The 14,996-nt window shown below is 64.3% G+C and carries 12 protein-coding genes; 4 read left to right on the top strand and 8 right to left on the bottom strand.

The features are described from left to right. The first annotated feature begins 17 nt into the window (after positions 1 to 17). From gerPC to B8V81_RS19310, 4 genes are read left to right on the top strand one after another with little or no spacing between them, the layout of a single operon-like run. On the top strand, positions 18 to 2,414 hold the full coding sequence (gerPC, locus tag B8V81_RS19325; RefSeq protein WP_101809000.1) for a spore germination protein GerPC: 2,397 nt from the start codon (positions 18 to 20) through the stop codon (positions 2,412 to 2,414). A gap of 6 nt (positions 2,415 to 2,420) precedes the next feature. Continuing rightward, positions 2,421 to 2,771: a hypothetical protein gene (locus B8V81_RS26195; RefSeq protein ID WP_307719969.1), complete on the top strand. Its 351-nt coding sequence runs from the start codon at positions 2,421 to 2,423 to the stop codon at positions 2,769 to 2,771. Next, entirely contained in the window at positions 2,768 to 3,364 is a 597-nt protein-coding gene (locus tag B8V81_RS19315; RefSeq protein WP_028599637.1) for a spore germination protein GerPE, read from the top strand. The genes B8V81_RS26195 and B8V81_RS19315 overlap by 4 nt, the downstream gene beginning before the upstream one ends. A 22-nt stretch (positions 3,365 to 3,386) precedes the next feature. Beyond that, a complete protein-coding gene (locus tag B8V81_RS19310) occupies positions 3,387 to 3,503 on the top strand; it encodes a sporulation protein YjcZ (protein WP_084137414.1) in 117 nt (38 codons plus the stop codon). A 558-nt stretch (positions 3,504 to 4,061) separates the two neighbouring features. Here the strand turns inward: B8V81_RS19310 and B8V81_RS19305 are convergent. The 8 genes from B8V81_RS19305 to B8V81_RS19270 all read right to left on the bottom strand — a co-directional run bounded on the left by B8V81_RS19305 (position 4,062) and on the right by B8V81_RS19270 (position 14,995). Next, entirely contained in the window at positions 4,062 to 6,020 is a 1,959-nt protein-coding gene (locus B8V81_RS19305) for a glycoside hydrolase family 15 protein (protein ID WP_028599636.1), read from the bottom strand. Continuing rightward, positions 6,002 to 7,465 carry a glycogen synthase GlgA gene (gene glgA, locus B8V81_RS19300; protein WP_101808999.1) on the bottom strand — a complete coding sequence of 488 codons (1,464 nt, stop codon included), beginning with the start codon at positions 7,463 to 7,465 and terminating at the stop codon, positions 6,002 to 6,004. Before glgA ends, B8V81_RS19305 begins: the two co-directional genes overlap by 19 nt. Before the next feature lie 152 nt (positions 7,466 to 7,617). Further along, complete coding sequence (glgD, locus tag B8V81_RS19295; protein WP_101808998.1) at positions 7,618 to 8,730, bottom strand: glucose-1-phosphate adenylyltransferase subunit GlgD; 1,113 nt, start codon at positions 8,728 to 8,730, stop codon at positions 7,618 to 7,620. Further along, the gene (locus B8V81_RS19290) at positions 8,727 to 9,893 is read right to left on the bottom strand and encodes a glucose-1-phosphate adenylyltransferase (protein ID WP_101808997.1); all 1,167 of its coding nucleotides are present in this window, start codon (positions 9,891 to 9,893) and stop codon (positions 8,727 to 8,729) included. The genes glgD and B8V81_RS19290 overlap by 4 nt, the downstream gene beginning before the upstream one ends. Before the next feature lie 17 nt (positions 9,894 to 9,910). Next, a complete protein-coding gene (gene glgB / locus B8V81_RS19285) occupies positions 9,911 to 11,953 on the bottom strand; it encodes a 1,4-alpha-glucan branching protein GlgB (protein ID WP_101808996.1) in 2,043 nt (680 codons plus the stop codon). Between the two features lie 834 nt (positions 11,954 to 12,787). Beyond that, positions 12,788 to 13,465 carry a hypothetical protein gene (locus B8V81_RS19280; protein WP_028599632.1) on the bottom strand — a complete coding sequence of 226 codons (678 nt, stop codon included), beginning with the start codon at positions 13,463 to 13,465 and terminating at the stop codon, positions 12,788 to 12,790. Positions 13,466 to 13,684: 219 nt separating this feature from the next. Next, a complete protein-coding gene (locus tag B8V81_RS19275) occupies positions 13,685 to 14,176 on the bottom strand; it encodes a disulfide oxidoreductase (protein WP_084137412.1) in 492 nt (163 codons plus the stop codon). Between the two features lie 114 nt (positions 14,177 to 14,290). Next, positions 14,291 to 14,995, bottom strand: a complete 705-nt coding sequence (locus tag B8V81_RS19270; protein ID WP_028599630.1) for a DsbA family protein — start codon at positions 14,993 to 14,995, stop codon at positions 14,291 to 14,293. Between the last annotated feature and the right edge of the window lies 1 nt (position 14,996).

Raw genomic sequence — 14,996 nt, 5'->3', positions numbered from 1 at the left:
AGGAGGTGCTGTCCCGGATGGACCCTAAGGACTCTTCCGCCTCCGGCGGATCTTCCCCGAGCGGAGCGCCCGAAGCTCCTCCGAACCGCTCCTTCCTGAGCAACCCATTGCTCGGCATGCTGACCGGAACCGGCGGCATGGGCGGCATGGGGAGCGGCATCGTACCGAAGCTGCTCGGCAAAAGCATGGCATGGCCGGGGCTCGGAGGAGCCTTTCCCGGCATGATGGGCGGGAAAGGCGGCGGCGCGGGCTGGCCGCCTCTCTATCCCGGAGCTGCGGCCGGCCCTGGCGCATGGCCCCCTTATCCGGGCGGCGGCGTCCCGGGATCGTGGGGAGCTCCTGCCCCCTCGCCTGGCTTTCCCGGCGCATGGGGCGGCGGATTCCCCGGCGGAGGCGCGCCGCAAGCGGGGAACTGGAACGTCCCCCAAGGCGCGCCGCAGCCGGGGAGCTGGAACGTCTCCCAAGGCGCACCGCAAGCGGGGAACTGGAACGCCCCCCAAGGCGCGCCGCAGCCGGGGAGCTGGATCGCTCCTCCAGGCGGCCCGCAGGCCGGGGGCTGGATTGCTCCTCCAGGCGACCCGCAGGCCGGGGGCTGGATCGCTCCTCCAGGCGGCCCGCAGGCCGGGAGCTGGGCCGCTGCGCCGCAGCCGGCCGGATGGACTGCGGGCGGAGCCCTGCCTCCGCAGGCGGGCTGGCCTCCCTCGGCGGCTCCGCCGCCCGCCGCACCGCCCGACCCTAGCCTGTCGCCGGCTCCGGGCATCACGGCAGCGACTCCCGCTTCGCCCGCCATCGAAGGCGACAATACGTTCCAAATCCCCGGCGCGACGGTCGTGCCCGAACCGGGCGGCTCGGAGGCCAGCTCGGGCAGCTGGCTGCAGCCGCCCGGCCAGACCTCCTTCGCGCCCCCGTTCGTGCCGCCGCCCGCTCCCGTCCCTCCGCCGTCCGGACCGCAAGCGGCTCCGCTCGGCTCGGCTGCCGGAGGCGCTGCGCCTGCCGGCTTTCCGCCCGGAGCCTTTCCGGCCGGCATCGGCATCCCGGGCATCGACCCTAACTTCGCGCCGGGCTTGAACGAAGAGGCGATTCCAAAAGCAATCGCCTCCATCGACCCGAACTGGGTCCAAAAATGGCAGCATTATCAGGGCTGGCCCTTTTCGGCGCCGCCCTTCCCGTTTGTTCCCGATCAAGCCTCGGAAGCAGCCGCCGAGCAGGCTGCCGCCGAATATCCTTGCGCCGGCAATCTGCTCGATCCGGTCTGCCTGCAGCGCTGCTTGCAGGCGCTCGCCGCCGGCTGGACGGCCCAGCAGCGGCTGAACGAGCATTTGACCTCCTCCATGAAGCGGATCGAAAGCCGGCTGGCGGAGCTCGAGACGCGTCCTTCCTATACGATCGAGAAGCTGGAGTACAACTTCGACCAGCTCAAGGTCGAGCAGCTCGACGGGACGCTGAACATCGGCATGACCGCGCCGTCCGAAGCGCAGATGCAGGAGTTCGGCCAGATGGCTCTGCCCTCCCAGGTGAAGGGCGGCGCCAAGGTGTATCCGCTGCCGATCCCGCAGTCCGCCGCGCCGGGCATCGCGCAGCAGCTGGCCGCCCAGGCGGCCCATTCAGGCACAGGGAGCGGCATCGCGTCGACTCCTGCGGGAAGCCAGGGGCCGGGCGCGCCGGCAGGAGCCTGGACGCCCGGCCCCGAGCAGCCGAGCTTCGGCAATGCGCCGGGCACTGCGCTCGCGCCGAATCTCGTCGGCAGCCAGGCGCCGGGCGTCTTGCCGCCGCAAGCCGGCGGACAGACGCTCGCTCCGGGCGCTGCCGCCCCGCCCGGATTTTCCGGTCCGCCCGGCGCGCCGAACGCCGGGGCCGCCGGCACGAGCGGTATCGCGCCTCCCGGCGGACCAAATGCGCCGGGACTCATTCCCGGCTCTGCGGGCTTCGGCGTGCCGGGAGCGCAAAGCGGCCTGCAGCCGGGGCCGGGCGCCTTCACCGCTCCGGCGCTCGACAACTTCAGCGGGCAGCCGCCGGCCGGCAGCGCGGCCGTTCCGCCAGCCGGCGCCGCTCCGGCTCCGCAGCCCGGCGCCTTGCCCGGCTTCACCGACGTCCGCAGCGTCGTCCACCAGTGGCTGAGCGAGTCGGCGCACGACAAGCTGGAGAGCGCGGCCCGCGGCCATCGGCTGGAGCTGGACCCCTCCCATCGGCAGATGGTCATCGAAGACGTGCGCCGCCAGCTTCCCGACCGGATCCGCCTCTATCTGAACGAAGAGCTCTCCTCCCGCAGCGCGATGCAGGCCGCGGCCGGCTCCCCGCTGCGGAGGGAGCAGCTCCAGCGGACGGCCCAGCGCGCGATTCGCGACGCGGAGACCACGCTGGAGCAGTACGCGGCCCAGCTGGCGCGGATCGCGCCGCAGCGTAGAAAGGACTGATTCCACTTGGCGATGAATGTGAACATCACGAACCATGTGCTGTCGGTCGGCTCGCTTGAGCTGACCGGCGTCGCCGCGGCCTCGATGCTGCAGATCGGCGACACCGATGCCATCACGCTTTATTCCATCTTCGATACGCCGCCGGAGGCGGTCATCATCGGTCCGTTCGCGCCGCTGCCCGAGCCGCAGGCGGCGCCGGAGGCGGGCATCATCCAGAGCGAAGGCGGCCAGTCGGTCGTGCCGATCGCCGGCACCGGCGAAACGGTTCAGCCGGAAGTCACGCCCGGCGGCCCGATTCCGTTCGGCGCGAACAGCTTCCTGAACCCGACCGGTCCGGTCAACGTGGTCGGCGGATGATCGATTCCGACGCTTCGATCCGCACGTCGTACATCGGCTCCGCCGAGCTGATCAGCATCGGCCTCTCCTCCGTCGTCCAGTTCGGCGACACGGGCAGCGTCAACGCGCGCGTCACCGGCTTGGCGGTGCAGCGGCAGCTCGACCATCGGGCGGGCGGCGAGGTGGACTTCGCCGGCTACTCCCTGTTCGTCAAGCCGTTCAACCCCATCGAGGAGGAATCCTTGGAGGAAGCGGACGTCCGCACGATCCGCTCCAATCCATGTCCGGCCATCCAGGTCGGCTGCGTCAACGTGATCGCCTACAGCTCCGCATCCGTCCTGCTCGGCGGCAACGCCGTCGAGGTCAATCTCGAGTCGAGGCTGAAGCATTTCCGCCAGTACGCCTATGCCATCACCGCCAGCACGGAGCCTACGCCGGCGGCGACAGAGCTCATCGAGTCGGCGGAGCCGGCCGGCTCCGGAGAGCCGCTCCGCCCGATTCTTTCGGCTGATCCGGGACAGCTGCCGGGGTCCGTCAGCCCGCCCGCCGCATACAGTGAGGATGTGAAGTCCGGCAACCCGCATGGCAGGCCGTTCGCGGACTTCGCTCCATGACATGTAACCGGGAGGAATTGCGATGGGTTATGCGGCAGAAGGCGTCGGAGCCGGCTATGGCGGACTCGGCACGAGCACGGGCGTCATCCTTGTCCTGTTCATCCTGCTCGTCATCATTTCGCGCGCCTTTTTCATCTAAGTCCAGCTCGCAGCAAAAAGAGGGTGTCCCAAAAGCCTTGGCTTAGGGACATCCTCTTCTAAGATGGGTTAAATACTAAAAAATCTTCCTCTGGCATGATGCAGGTATCCCCCCGACATCGGCCAAAAAGGAAGATTTTGTTGTGCATTCAATAGACCACGGACCCGCTTGCCCTGCCCATGGATTTGTCCGAGGACTCCCCGAAACCCGCCTCATTCGTGTCTTGTATGCGGCGGCGGTGGACCGCATGGGCGACAAGATTTTTGCCGAGACAGTGCATGGATAGGATGTACTTGCGAACCGCCTTGGCGATCTTTCGGGAGGAGTAGACGCCGGCCGGTAACCGGACCGACCAAGGCAGAATTATGCCTTGGATTCGGCACGCCGGCCGGTAACCTGGCCATCCAAGGCAGAATTATGCCTTGGTTCCGGCCCACCGGCCGGGAACCGGACCGACCAAGGCAGAAATGTGCCTTGGTTCCGGCTCGCCGGCCGGGAACTGGACCGACCAAGGCAGAAATGTGCCTTGGATTCGGCACGCCAGCCGGTAACCGGATGTCAGGACAGTTCCTTGTACTTGGCCGCGTACTTGCTCACGCTCTGCACGAACGTCGCATGCGACCAGGTGAGCGGCGCGACGGACAGCGGCGTGCCGTCATGCGGATTGAGCTGCTCCGGCAGCACGCCGCTCTCGAGCGCCGTCCGCACGACCCACTCGAGCGTGCGCTTCGGCGCTTCCAGGTCGGCGAGACAGCGCGCCGAGTCGATCTCGAAGTTCGCCACCCACAGCGTGCAGATGATCCACGGGTTGCCCGGCACCCGGTCGATCTCGCCGGACTGCTGGAAGTAGTAGTCGTTCGTATAGCGGGCGATGCCGCCGACGTCGGTGCGTACGGCCAAGCCGTCGCGGATGGCCGTCATCGTGCGCACGACGCGCTCGTCGTCCGCCGGCAGCACGCCGAACTCAAGCACCGCGAACAGGCTGCTCTCAAGCGTCATGTCCTTGACCCAGCCGCCGTCCTTCTGCACGAGCCCGCGCGCGAACCGGCCGCTCGCCTCGTCCCACAGCTGCGTGAGGATGCCGTGCTTGACTTCCTCGGCGGTGCGCTTGTAGTGGTCGCTGCGCTCGTAGTCGCCGAACAGGTCGGTGAAGAACGAAGCGGCCATCAACCCGCCGTATACCGAAGCCGCCGTATACGTCCAGATGCCGTAGCGCTCCTCCCACAAGTCGTAGCTCGGCTTGGGCAGCGAGAGCGAATGCTCCATGTAGCTGCTGAGGAACGCGGCCGACTTGCGGATCAGATTGCTGTACAGCGACTGCGGCAGCTCGATCACCTGATGCCGCTGGAAGTCCCGCCACAGCGCGAACAGCACGAGCGCCGTCTCGTCCTCCTGGATCGGCAGCCGCTTCGCTCCCTGCACCGTATACGGATGCCAGCTGGAGCCGACCGTGCCGTCGGGATTGAACTTGTGGTTCAGGTAGCCGTCCGGCGTCAGCGCCTCCGAGCAGAATTGGAAAAACGGCGCGATGACGCTCTGATAGCCTGCCAGCGACATCGCATCGGCGACGAGCGCGCCGTCGCGAGGCCACATGTAGCTGTAGTGGTCGCGGTTGTACTGCAGGATGTCCGTATCGTTGGCCGCGATGATCGCGCCGCGCTCGTCCGTCTGCGTGCGCACGAGCAGCAGGCTCTGCCGGAACATGCGGGCGACCTCCGGCGGCAGGTCGCCGAGATCCTTTTCGGCACGGCCGAGCCAGTGGTTCCAGTAGACGACGATGCGGCTCAGCAGCTTCTCCGGATGCTGGTCCTGGACGTAGTCGTTGAGCTGCTTGACCTCCTCCAGGCTCTTGCCGATCGACATCCAGTAATAGACCGTCTTCTCGCCGCCGGCCGGCACGACCGTGCGGAAGCTGATCGTGCTGTCGACCGAGCCTTGGGCGATCGCGTTGCCCATCAGCACGCCGTCCTCGGCGTCGCGCCATGTGCCCTCGGCGGAGTGGAACCGCTTGATGCCCGTCGAGTACTGGGACATGCCGCCTTCGTCGGAGAAGCCGTTGAACATGAAGTAGGACGAGCGCTTGTAGTGGAACAGCGTATGGTTGTCGGGATAGTAGGCGGCGGTGTCGCCGACCTCCGTGCCGTCGATCATGAGGTCCTGGTGGAAGAACAGGCGGAATTCCCGTTCCCGATCGGCGTGATTGCGGATGACGACGCGCTTCAAATAGATGCATTCGCGCTGGTGGATGCCGTCGTTCATCTGCAGCTCGACGCCGAGTCCGCCGTGACGAGCCGTGACGTCGGTGACGAGGGAGTCCTCGATATAGCCGAGCTCCCTCGACCACGCCGGATCCTCCAGCCAGCTGAACTGGCCTTCGGTCCAGAGGCCGAGGCGGCAATACTGGCCGCCGACGTGGTTGAGCTGACCGACGTACGGATAGTAAATGTCGCGGATATAGAAATTCTGATCGAGGTTGAGCAGCATCTTGCCGTTTCCGATTACGAGGTGACGGGCCATGAATCCTTCTCCTTCCGCTCGGGCGCGAGTTGTTCGTACAGGTCGATGTAGGATCGGGCGGAACGGTTCCAGCTATAGTCGTCCCCGGCCCCATTGCGGACGATCGCCTCCCAGGCGGCAGGCTCGCGGTAGAAATGGAGCGCTCGGCGGATCGTGAACAGCATGTCATGCGCGTTGTAGCTCGCGAAGCTGAATCCGTTTCCTCGGCCAGTATATTCGTCGTAAGGCTGGACGGTGTCCTTGAGCCCGCCGGTCTCGCGCACGATCGGCACGCTCCGGTAGCGGAGCGCGAGCAGCTGGCTGAGGCCGCACGGCTCAAACTGCGACGGCATCAGATACAGGTCCGAGCCGGCGTAGATGCGGCGGGCGAGCCCGTCGTTGAAGCCGGTCGCGATGCTGACCTTGTCGTAGCGGGTATGGGAGGCCGAGCGGAACATCTCCTCGTACTTCCACTCGCCGGAGCCGAGCACGGCCAGCTGCATGTCCTCCTCCAGCAGCTCGCCGAACACGCCGTCGATCAAGTCGAAACCCTTCTGCTCGACGAGCCGCGAGACGATGCCGATGACAGGCACTTCCTCGCGCTGGGGCAGCCCGAGCTCCTTTTGGAGCGCGAGCTTGTTCTGGCGCTTGCGCTCCAGCGAGTCCAGGTACGGGACGGCGATCGCCTCGTCGTTCATCGGGTCGAACAGCTCCGTGTCGATGCCGTTGACGATGCCGGCCAGATCGCCCGCCCGCATGCGCAGGATGCCGTCCAGCCCTTCCCCGTAGTACTCCGTCTTGATCTCCTCGGCGTACGTCGGGCTGACCGTCGTCAGCTTGTCCGCGTAGAGCAGGCCGCCCTTCATGCAGTTGGCCGCGCCGTCATGCTCGAGGCCGTCCCAAGCGAAGATCTCCGGCCCCATGCCGATCAGATCCATCATCTCCTGCTTGCCGAACACGCCCTGGTAGCGCAGGTTGTGGATCGTGAACACGGTGCGGACGGACGACAGTCGATCGTCGGCGAAATAGCGCCGCTTGAGCAGGAACGGGATGAGGCCCGTCTGCCAGTCATGGCAGTGCAGGACGTCCCAGCGGATGTCCATCCTCCGCGCCGCCTCCAGCACGGCGATGCTGAAGAAGACGAACCGCTCCGGATCGTCGCCGTAGCCGTACAGGCCGCCGCGATGGAAGTAGAACTCGTTGTCGATCAGATAATAGACGACGCCATCCACCTCGCCCTCGAGCAGGCCGCAGTATTGCGTCCGCCAGCCGAGCTGCACCGTGAACTCGTCGATCTTGCGGAAGCGCTGCGCCAGCGTCCACGGAATCGTGTCGTACTTGGGCAGGATGACGCGGGCCTCCGTGCCCGCCTGGCGCAGCGCCTTGGGCAGCGCGCCGGCGACGTCGGCCAGTCCGCCGGTCTTGGCCAGCGGCACCGCTTCCGATGTTGCGAAAAGTACATTCATGAGTAGGGTTCCCTCCAGGTTGGCTCCGCCGTTCCGCTCTGTCTATGTGCGCGGGGGCAGGCCGGAATGTCGGCCGGGCTCATCTAACGGTTAGTATCGGCCGAAGCGCGGTCGGATGTTGGCTTTTTAGGCGCAAATAGAGAAAAAGACCATCAGATGGTCTTTCTCTTGCCCGCCACGAAGGGCAGGCCTGCCGTGCCGCGGATATCGCGATGCGGCTCGACCTGGCTCTCCTTGTCGAGGATGACGCGGTCCAGCTGCGTCCCGTCGCCGATGACGCCGTTCTGCATGACGATGCTGTTGCGGATGACCGCGCCTTTGCCGACATGGACGCCGCGGAACAGCACGCTGTTGATGACCGTGCCCTCGATCTTGCAGCCGTTGGCGATGAGCGAGTTGCCGGTCTTTGCCCCTTCGAGGTAGCGGGTCGGCGGCTCGTCCTTGGTCTTGGTGAAGATCGGGCCCGGCCGGAAGAACAGCTCGCGCCACGCCTCGGGACGGAGCAGGTCCATGCTGGTCCGGTAGTAGGCCTCGACCGTATTAACGACGCCGAGATACCCCTCGTAAAGGTAGCCGAAGATGCGCAGCCGGTCGATCCGGGACAGGATCGCGTGCCGGACGAGATGGTCCTGGCCTTGGGCCAGCGACGTCTGCACCAGGTCCATCAGCAGATCCTTTTTCATGACGTAGATCTCCATCGAGTGCACGTCGGAATCCATGTTGCCGAAATGGTCCTGCATGTCCTTGACCCGTCCGCCCTCGCCAAGCTCCACCTTGCGCGTCTTGCCGCCGAGCAGGTCGGCTTGCTTTTTGCAGATGACCGTAATGTCGGCGTTCTGGCTCTCGTGGTAGTCGATGACCGCGTCCAGATCGACGTTGCACACCATATGGCTGCGCGTCACGACGACGTACTCGAGCTTGCAGCGCTGGAAGTAGTCGCGGTGCTGGTAGAAATGGTACAGGTCGCCGCGGCTCAGCTCATGGATCTGGTCGGAGGACGGCGGCAGGACGAACAGCCCGCTTTGGCGCGTATGCAGGTCCCACGGACGGCCGGAGCCGAGATGGTCCATGAGCGAGCGGTACTTCGTATGGGCGAACACCGCCACCTTGGAGATGCCGGAGTTGACCATGCTGGAGAGGATGAAGTCGATCAGCCGGTAGCGCGCGCCGAACGGCACGGTCGCCGGGCAGCGGGTCGCGGTCAGGCTTTCGAGCTCGTCGGTCTCGTGGATCAGGTTGACGACGCCCATCGCTTTGTTGATCATGGCTGCTGCACCTCCTGGAGCGAATGATTGCGGCCGATCTTCTCGTCGCTGCCGACGACGCCGATCTCGGTTCCATCCGGAGAGCCGAGCATGACGCCCGGCTCAAGCACGGCGTTCTCGCCGATGATCGTGCGGTATACTTTGCAGCCGGCGCCGATGACGGCTCCCGGCATGATGACCGACTCGGAGATGAGGCTGCCCTCGCCGATCTCGACGCCGCTGAACACCACCGAGCGCGACACCTCGCCCTCGACGACGCAGCCTTCCGTAATCATCGACTCGCGGATCGAGGCGGCCGGGGATACGTAGTGGGCGGGCCGGTTGTGGGGGGTCGAATAGATGCGCCAGTCGCTGTCCCCGAGATCGAGCTGCGGCTCGCAGCCGAGCAGGTCCATATGGGCTTCCCACAGGCTCTCGATCGTGCCGACATCCTTCCAGTAGCCTTTGAACGGGTACATGTGCAGATGGATGTCGTCCTCGAGCATCGCCGGGATGATGTCCTTGCCGAAATCATGCGACGACTTGCGGTCCGCCTCGTCGCGGATCAAGTATTTTTGCAGCACTTTCCAGCTGAAGATGTAGACCCCCATCGAGACGACGTTGCTGACCGGATGCTTGGGCTTCTCCTCGAAGTCGACGATGCGGAAGCCTTCGCCGAGAATCATCGTGCCGAAGCGGCTCGCTTCCTTGATGTCAACCTCGAGGCCGGCGACGGTCACGTCCGCGCCGGTCGACTTGTGATGCTCCAGCATCTTTTCGTAGTCCATCTTGTAGATGTGGTCGCCGGAGATGATGAGCACGTACTCCGGCTCGTAGCGGTCGATGAACCCCATGTTCTGATAGATGGCGTTGGCGGTGCCTTTGTACCAGTCGCCGCCTTTGGACTTGACATAGGGCGGGAGCACGGCCATGCCGCCATCGCTGCGGTCAAGGCCCCATGGGCTGCCGATGCCTAAATACCGGTTGAGGACGAGTGGCTGGTACTGGGTCAGGACGCCGACGGTGTCGATGCCCGAGTGCATGCAGTTGCTCAGGGTAAAGTCGATGATCCGGTATTTGCCTCCGAAATGGACGGCCGGCTTGGCCAGGTCCTTCGTGAGGACGCCGAGGCGCTTTCCTTCTCCCCCGGCTAGCAGCATGGCGATCATTTCTTTTTGGCCCATGGTCCCAACTCCTCGTGTCAGTGTGTTCCCCTCGGCTGGTGCTCAAGCAGCTGGAAGGACAGCGGGGGCAAGTGCAGGGTAAGGCTGTAGTCGCGGCCATGCATCGGAGCCTGCTTGCTGGAGATGGAGGTCGGAAGCCCGGTCGAGGCTCCGCCGAGCCGGGCGTCGTCGCTGTGCAGGAGCAGCTTGAACCTGCCCTTGTCCGGCACGCCGATCCGGTAGTCCTCGTAGGAGCTGCGGGAGAAGTTGGCGACCGCGACCGCGTAGCCGCCGTCCTTGCTCCTGCGGATGAAGGAGACGACGCTCTGCTCGGCATTGTCGGCGTCGATCCACTCGAAGCCGGCCGGATCGTAGTCCTGCTCCCACAGCTGCGGCAGCTTGCGGTACAAGCCGTTCAGCTTGCGCACGTACTGCTGCATCGACCGGTGGGAGTCGTACTCCAGCACCATCCAGTCCAGCGACTCGCTATCCTTCCATTCGTCGAACTGGCCGAATTCTCCTCCCATGAACAGCAGCTTCTTGCCGGGATGGGCCATCCAGAATCCGTAGAACAGGCGCAGGTTCGCGAACTTCTCCTCGTAGCTGCCGGGCATCTTGTTCAGCAGCGACTTTTTGCCGTGCACGACTTCGTCATGGGACAGCGGCAGGATGAAGTTTTCCGTGTGGTGGTACATCATCGCGAAGGTGAGCCAGTCATGCCGCTGGGACCGCTGCGACGGATCAAGCTGCATGTAGCGGAGCATGTCGTTCATCCAGCCCATGCTCCACTTGAAGTTGAAGCCGAGCCCGCCGTCGTGCACCGGCGCCGTGACGCCCGGCTCCGGCGAGCTGTCCTCGGCGATCATGAGCGTGTTCGGGAAATAGCGGAACACCGCCTTGTTCAGCTTCTGGAGAAAAGCGTCCGCTTCCAGGTGGCGCGTGCCGCCGTAGATGTTGCGCGCCTGCAGCTCCGGCGGCTTATCCATCGTCAAGTCGCGCATGCTCGCGACCGCGTCGACGCGCAGGCCGTCGACATGGAACAGGTCCATCCAGTACAGCGCGTTGGAGACGAGGAAGCTCTGCACCTCCGTGCGGCCGTAATCAAAGGCGTTCGTGCCCCAGAGCGGCTTTTCCGCGAGGCTGGGGTCGGCGCTCTCGTAGAGCGGCGTGCCGTCGAACCGGCGCAGTCCCTGCTCGTCTTTGACGAAGTGCGCGGGCACCCAGTCGAGGATGACGCCGATGCCCTTGCGGTGGCAGCGGTCGATGAACTTCATGAGGCTCTTGGCCGGGCCGTAGCGCGCCGTAGGCGCGAAGTAGCCGGTGATCTGATAGCCCCACGACTTGTCGAGCGGATGCTCGGCGAGCGGCATCAGCTCGATATGGGTATAGCCCATGCGGACGACGTAGTCGATGATCTCCCCGCCGATCTCGTCGTAGCTGTAGAACACCTCCGGCGCCTTGATCTTCCAGGTGCCCAGATGCATCTCGTAGACGAGCATCGGCTGGTCGTACGGAGAAGTCGTCCGCTTGCGCCGCTCCCACTCGTCGTCCTTCCACTTGTAGCCGGACAGGTCGGCGACAACCGAGGCGGTGTTCGGGCGCAGCTCGCTCGCGAAGGCGAACGGATCCGCCTTGAGCAGCTTGCGGCCGTCCGCGGTCACGATCTCGTATTTGTAAAGGTCGCCGGCCTTGAGGCCGGGAATGAACAGCGACCAGACGCCGGTCGCGTCGACCGGCTCCATGCGGTGCTGCCCGCCGTCCCAGCCGTTGAAATCGCCGGCGACGCCGACCTCGCGGGCGTTCGGCGCCCAGACGGTGAAGCGCACGCCGCGGCGGCGTTCCTCGAGCCTGACATGCGCGCCGAACGTGCGATAGGCGAAGTCGTTTTCGCCGCGGTTGAACAGGTACACGTCCTTGAGGAGCGCTTTGTCTTGCTTGGACTTGGCGGATGGCTTCGGCTTGGCGGAAGCTCTCGGCTTGGCGGATGGCTTGGAGTCGGCGGGCTGGTCGATGCTGGCGGGCCGGCCGTCCAGGACGGCCGGATCGGATGGAACGGGCTGCTTGGGCTTGAGTGTAGGCATAGGGGACACCTCCGGATCATTCTCGCTTAAGGCAGGCGGCATTCGGGTGAAAGTAGTTCCATTATAGCAAACCTGCGCCACGCCATGATAGATTACTTGACGCAGATGCGCCGCCGCCTCGTCCCGGAGGCGGACCAGGCGGCCGGACGCCCGCAAAGCCTGCTTGAACGGGATCTGCATGCGCGGTTTTATGTAGGATCGCCGAAAAATGAAAACGCTTTTACGAAGCTCTTGCCCTAAGAATATACCCGCCGCAGGGCCGGGTCAATCAGAGGTGGCGAATTGTCGCATGATTCGGGCGGCAGCTTCGGCAGCAAGGGCGGCTTATCCTCGGTATAACGCCGGCAGGGCAGGCGCCCGGGGGGGCGGCATGCTCGGAGATCGCCGCATGCCTCGGCGGCCCGGCTTGAAGCGTTGCCGGACGCTTGGCTATCCATCTAACGATACTGACAGACGCTATTCGTGGAAAAGAAGGCTCCAAAAAAATCTAACGATACTGACCGAGCTTATTTTCTTAAACAGCCTCAAAATCGAGGGGAAAAGGGCCAATAGGCTCTGTCAGTATCGTTAGAATTCAAAACTCGCCTCAAACGATGAAATAAGGCTCGCTAGTATCGTTACGTTGAGCGGACCCAAAATTGACGGAAGGCCGCACACACCCAAGCTGCAACCAATGTGCCTGGAACGACTGGCCTCCGGGAGGCAGCCGATTCGACAGATGCGGCCGGGCGCCAATTCGTTCTCTGGATGAGCCGCCCTCCCTATGCCGTCGGCCGGGCGAGCCGCATCAGCCGCGCGATGCGGCTGATGCGACAGATACCCGCTCCAGGCGAGTCATCCGTCTGACCCGGGCAGCGGCATCCAATCCGGGAGCGCATAGGACCGATAGCGCAAATTCCCGCCCACCTGCTTCAATCTCCCCAGCTCGACCAGCCGATGCAGAATCCGTCTTGCATAAGCGGCGCTCACGTTGAGATGGACCGTCAGCTCGGAAGGCGTGAACGGACGAAATACCCGCCTCGCGTACCGGACCGTCTCCGCCTCCAACGCCGTCAGCGAGCCTGCGCTTTCGCCCGCGATGAACTTTCCGACGAAAGAAAGCACCAGCTGCTGGCAGCGCTTCGGCTCCTCGACGATCGACAGATAGGCGACGGGGATGAACAGCCAATCGTCGATGGACAGCATCGAGTACCTCCAGCTGAGGTCCTTGAAGCGCCTTACATCAAGATCTCGAGCATGAGGACCAAAGCCCTGAATCTCGATGCCCCCCTTCGCGCCCCCGCCCGGAAGATAAGCCAGATCGACATATCGGTAGCCGTTCGACGCGTCGCGCACTTCCCATTCTGGATGCAGATGCTTGAAGCTGCGCATGGTCGGGAACCAGATTTGCTTGAGGAAAGCGACCGTGCCGTGGCCCAGCCCTTTCTCCAGAAGCTCTCGGCGGCGCGGATTGGTCTCGTCCTGAATCTCGGCTTGCAGCCATTCGTCATAGGCAGTTTGAAAGTTTGGCATCGTTTCTTCGGCTCCTTTTCTGATTCGAAATGAACGAAAAAAGCCGCTTCAAGCCCTCCCGGATCGGGATGGACTTGAAGCGGCGCGTGCTTCACGACCGCAACTTGCTTTAATGTCTCGCTTCGCGACTTGCTTTAATGAATCTCGGTTCGACTGGGGCAGTCCTGCGAGAGGTACGTCAGTCGGCGAAGGCGACTGCCATGCCTGCTGCGAAGATGCCTAGCGGCGGCGTCCCTTCACATGCAGCAGGATCAGGATGAGGGCGAAGGCGGTCAGCGCCATCAGCGGAATCGTGATGAAGCCGAGCCAGTTCAAGTAATCCTGGTTGCACGGCACGCCGGACTTGCACGGCACGATGCCCGACAGCGACGGGAACCATTGGAGCAGGTTGTGGTAAAAGGAGATCGCGATGCCGATCCAGGCGAGCGGCAGCGCATAAACGCCGATCTGCCGGTCTCCGCGATAAGCCGCGATGCCGAGCAGCACCGCCAGCGGATACATGAAGATGCGCTGGTACCAGCACAAGTCGCACGGCATGTACCCGGCGACCTCGCTCAGGTAAAGGCTGCCCAGCGTCGCTGCGAGCGCGACGACCCAGGCGCAGTAGAAGCGGTAGCGCTCCCACAGTCCTTGCGGCTCGTCCTCGTCCTGGTCAAAGGAATCCGGCTCGTCATGCTCGTAGAGCTCCCCATCGGTGTTCTGTTCGGCCATGAGCCGCCACCCTCCCCATCAAAATTTCGGCGCGTCCTCGGACGTCATGCGCTTTTCGCGAAGCCGATTTCAAGCGCGCTCTTCCGCTCCGCGCATTCCATCCGGCGAGGCGGCTTATTTCTTCTCGTCGAGCTTGGCGTCGATCGCCTTCTTGATGTCGTCATAGCCTTTGAACTGGAGCTGCTCGCCGTCCACGAACAGCGAAGGCGTGCCGCCGACCTTGAGCGTCGACTCGGCCAGCCGGCTCTCCTCGGCGACCTTGTCGGAGCCGACGCCGGCGTTGATGTCGCTCAGCAGCTTGTCGAAGTCGATGTCGAGCTTGGCGTCCTTGGCGATCTGCACGAGCCGCTCGGGCGTCGCCCAGACGGTAGTCTCATCGCCTTGGTTCGCATAGATCGCGTCATTGTAGGCCCAGAACTGCTCCGGGTCCTGCAGGTAGACGGAGTGGGCCGCGACGGCCGCCGTCACCGAATCCTGTCCGAGGAAGGCGTAGTTCGCGAAATACAGCGCGGCCTTGCCGTCGTTGATGTAATCCTGGACGAGCAGCGGCTTGACCTGCTCGGAGAACAGCTTGCAGCTCGGGCACTTGTAGTCGCCGAACTCGACGAGCTTGACCTGCGCGTTCTCGTCGCCGAGGCGCGGCATCTCCCCGTAGTTGAACGCATGGGGCTTGGACGAATTGTTGATGCCCAGAATGATGACGACGGCGATGAACGCGATGGCGATCGTCAGCCAGATGAGCGCTCCGTTGCCCTTCTTCTGCTTGGCTGGAGGCACGTAGACGTTCTTCTTTTTCTTGCTGCTCTTCGATTGGCTCAAG

It is taken from the genome of Paenibacillus pasadenensis (assembly GCF_002864175.1).
GTDB lineage: Bacteria > Bacillota > Bacilli > Paenibacillales > Paenibacillaceae > Paenibacillus_O > Paenibacillus_O pasadenensis.
This window is presented reverse-complemented; position numbering and strand designations above follow the sequence as displayed.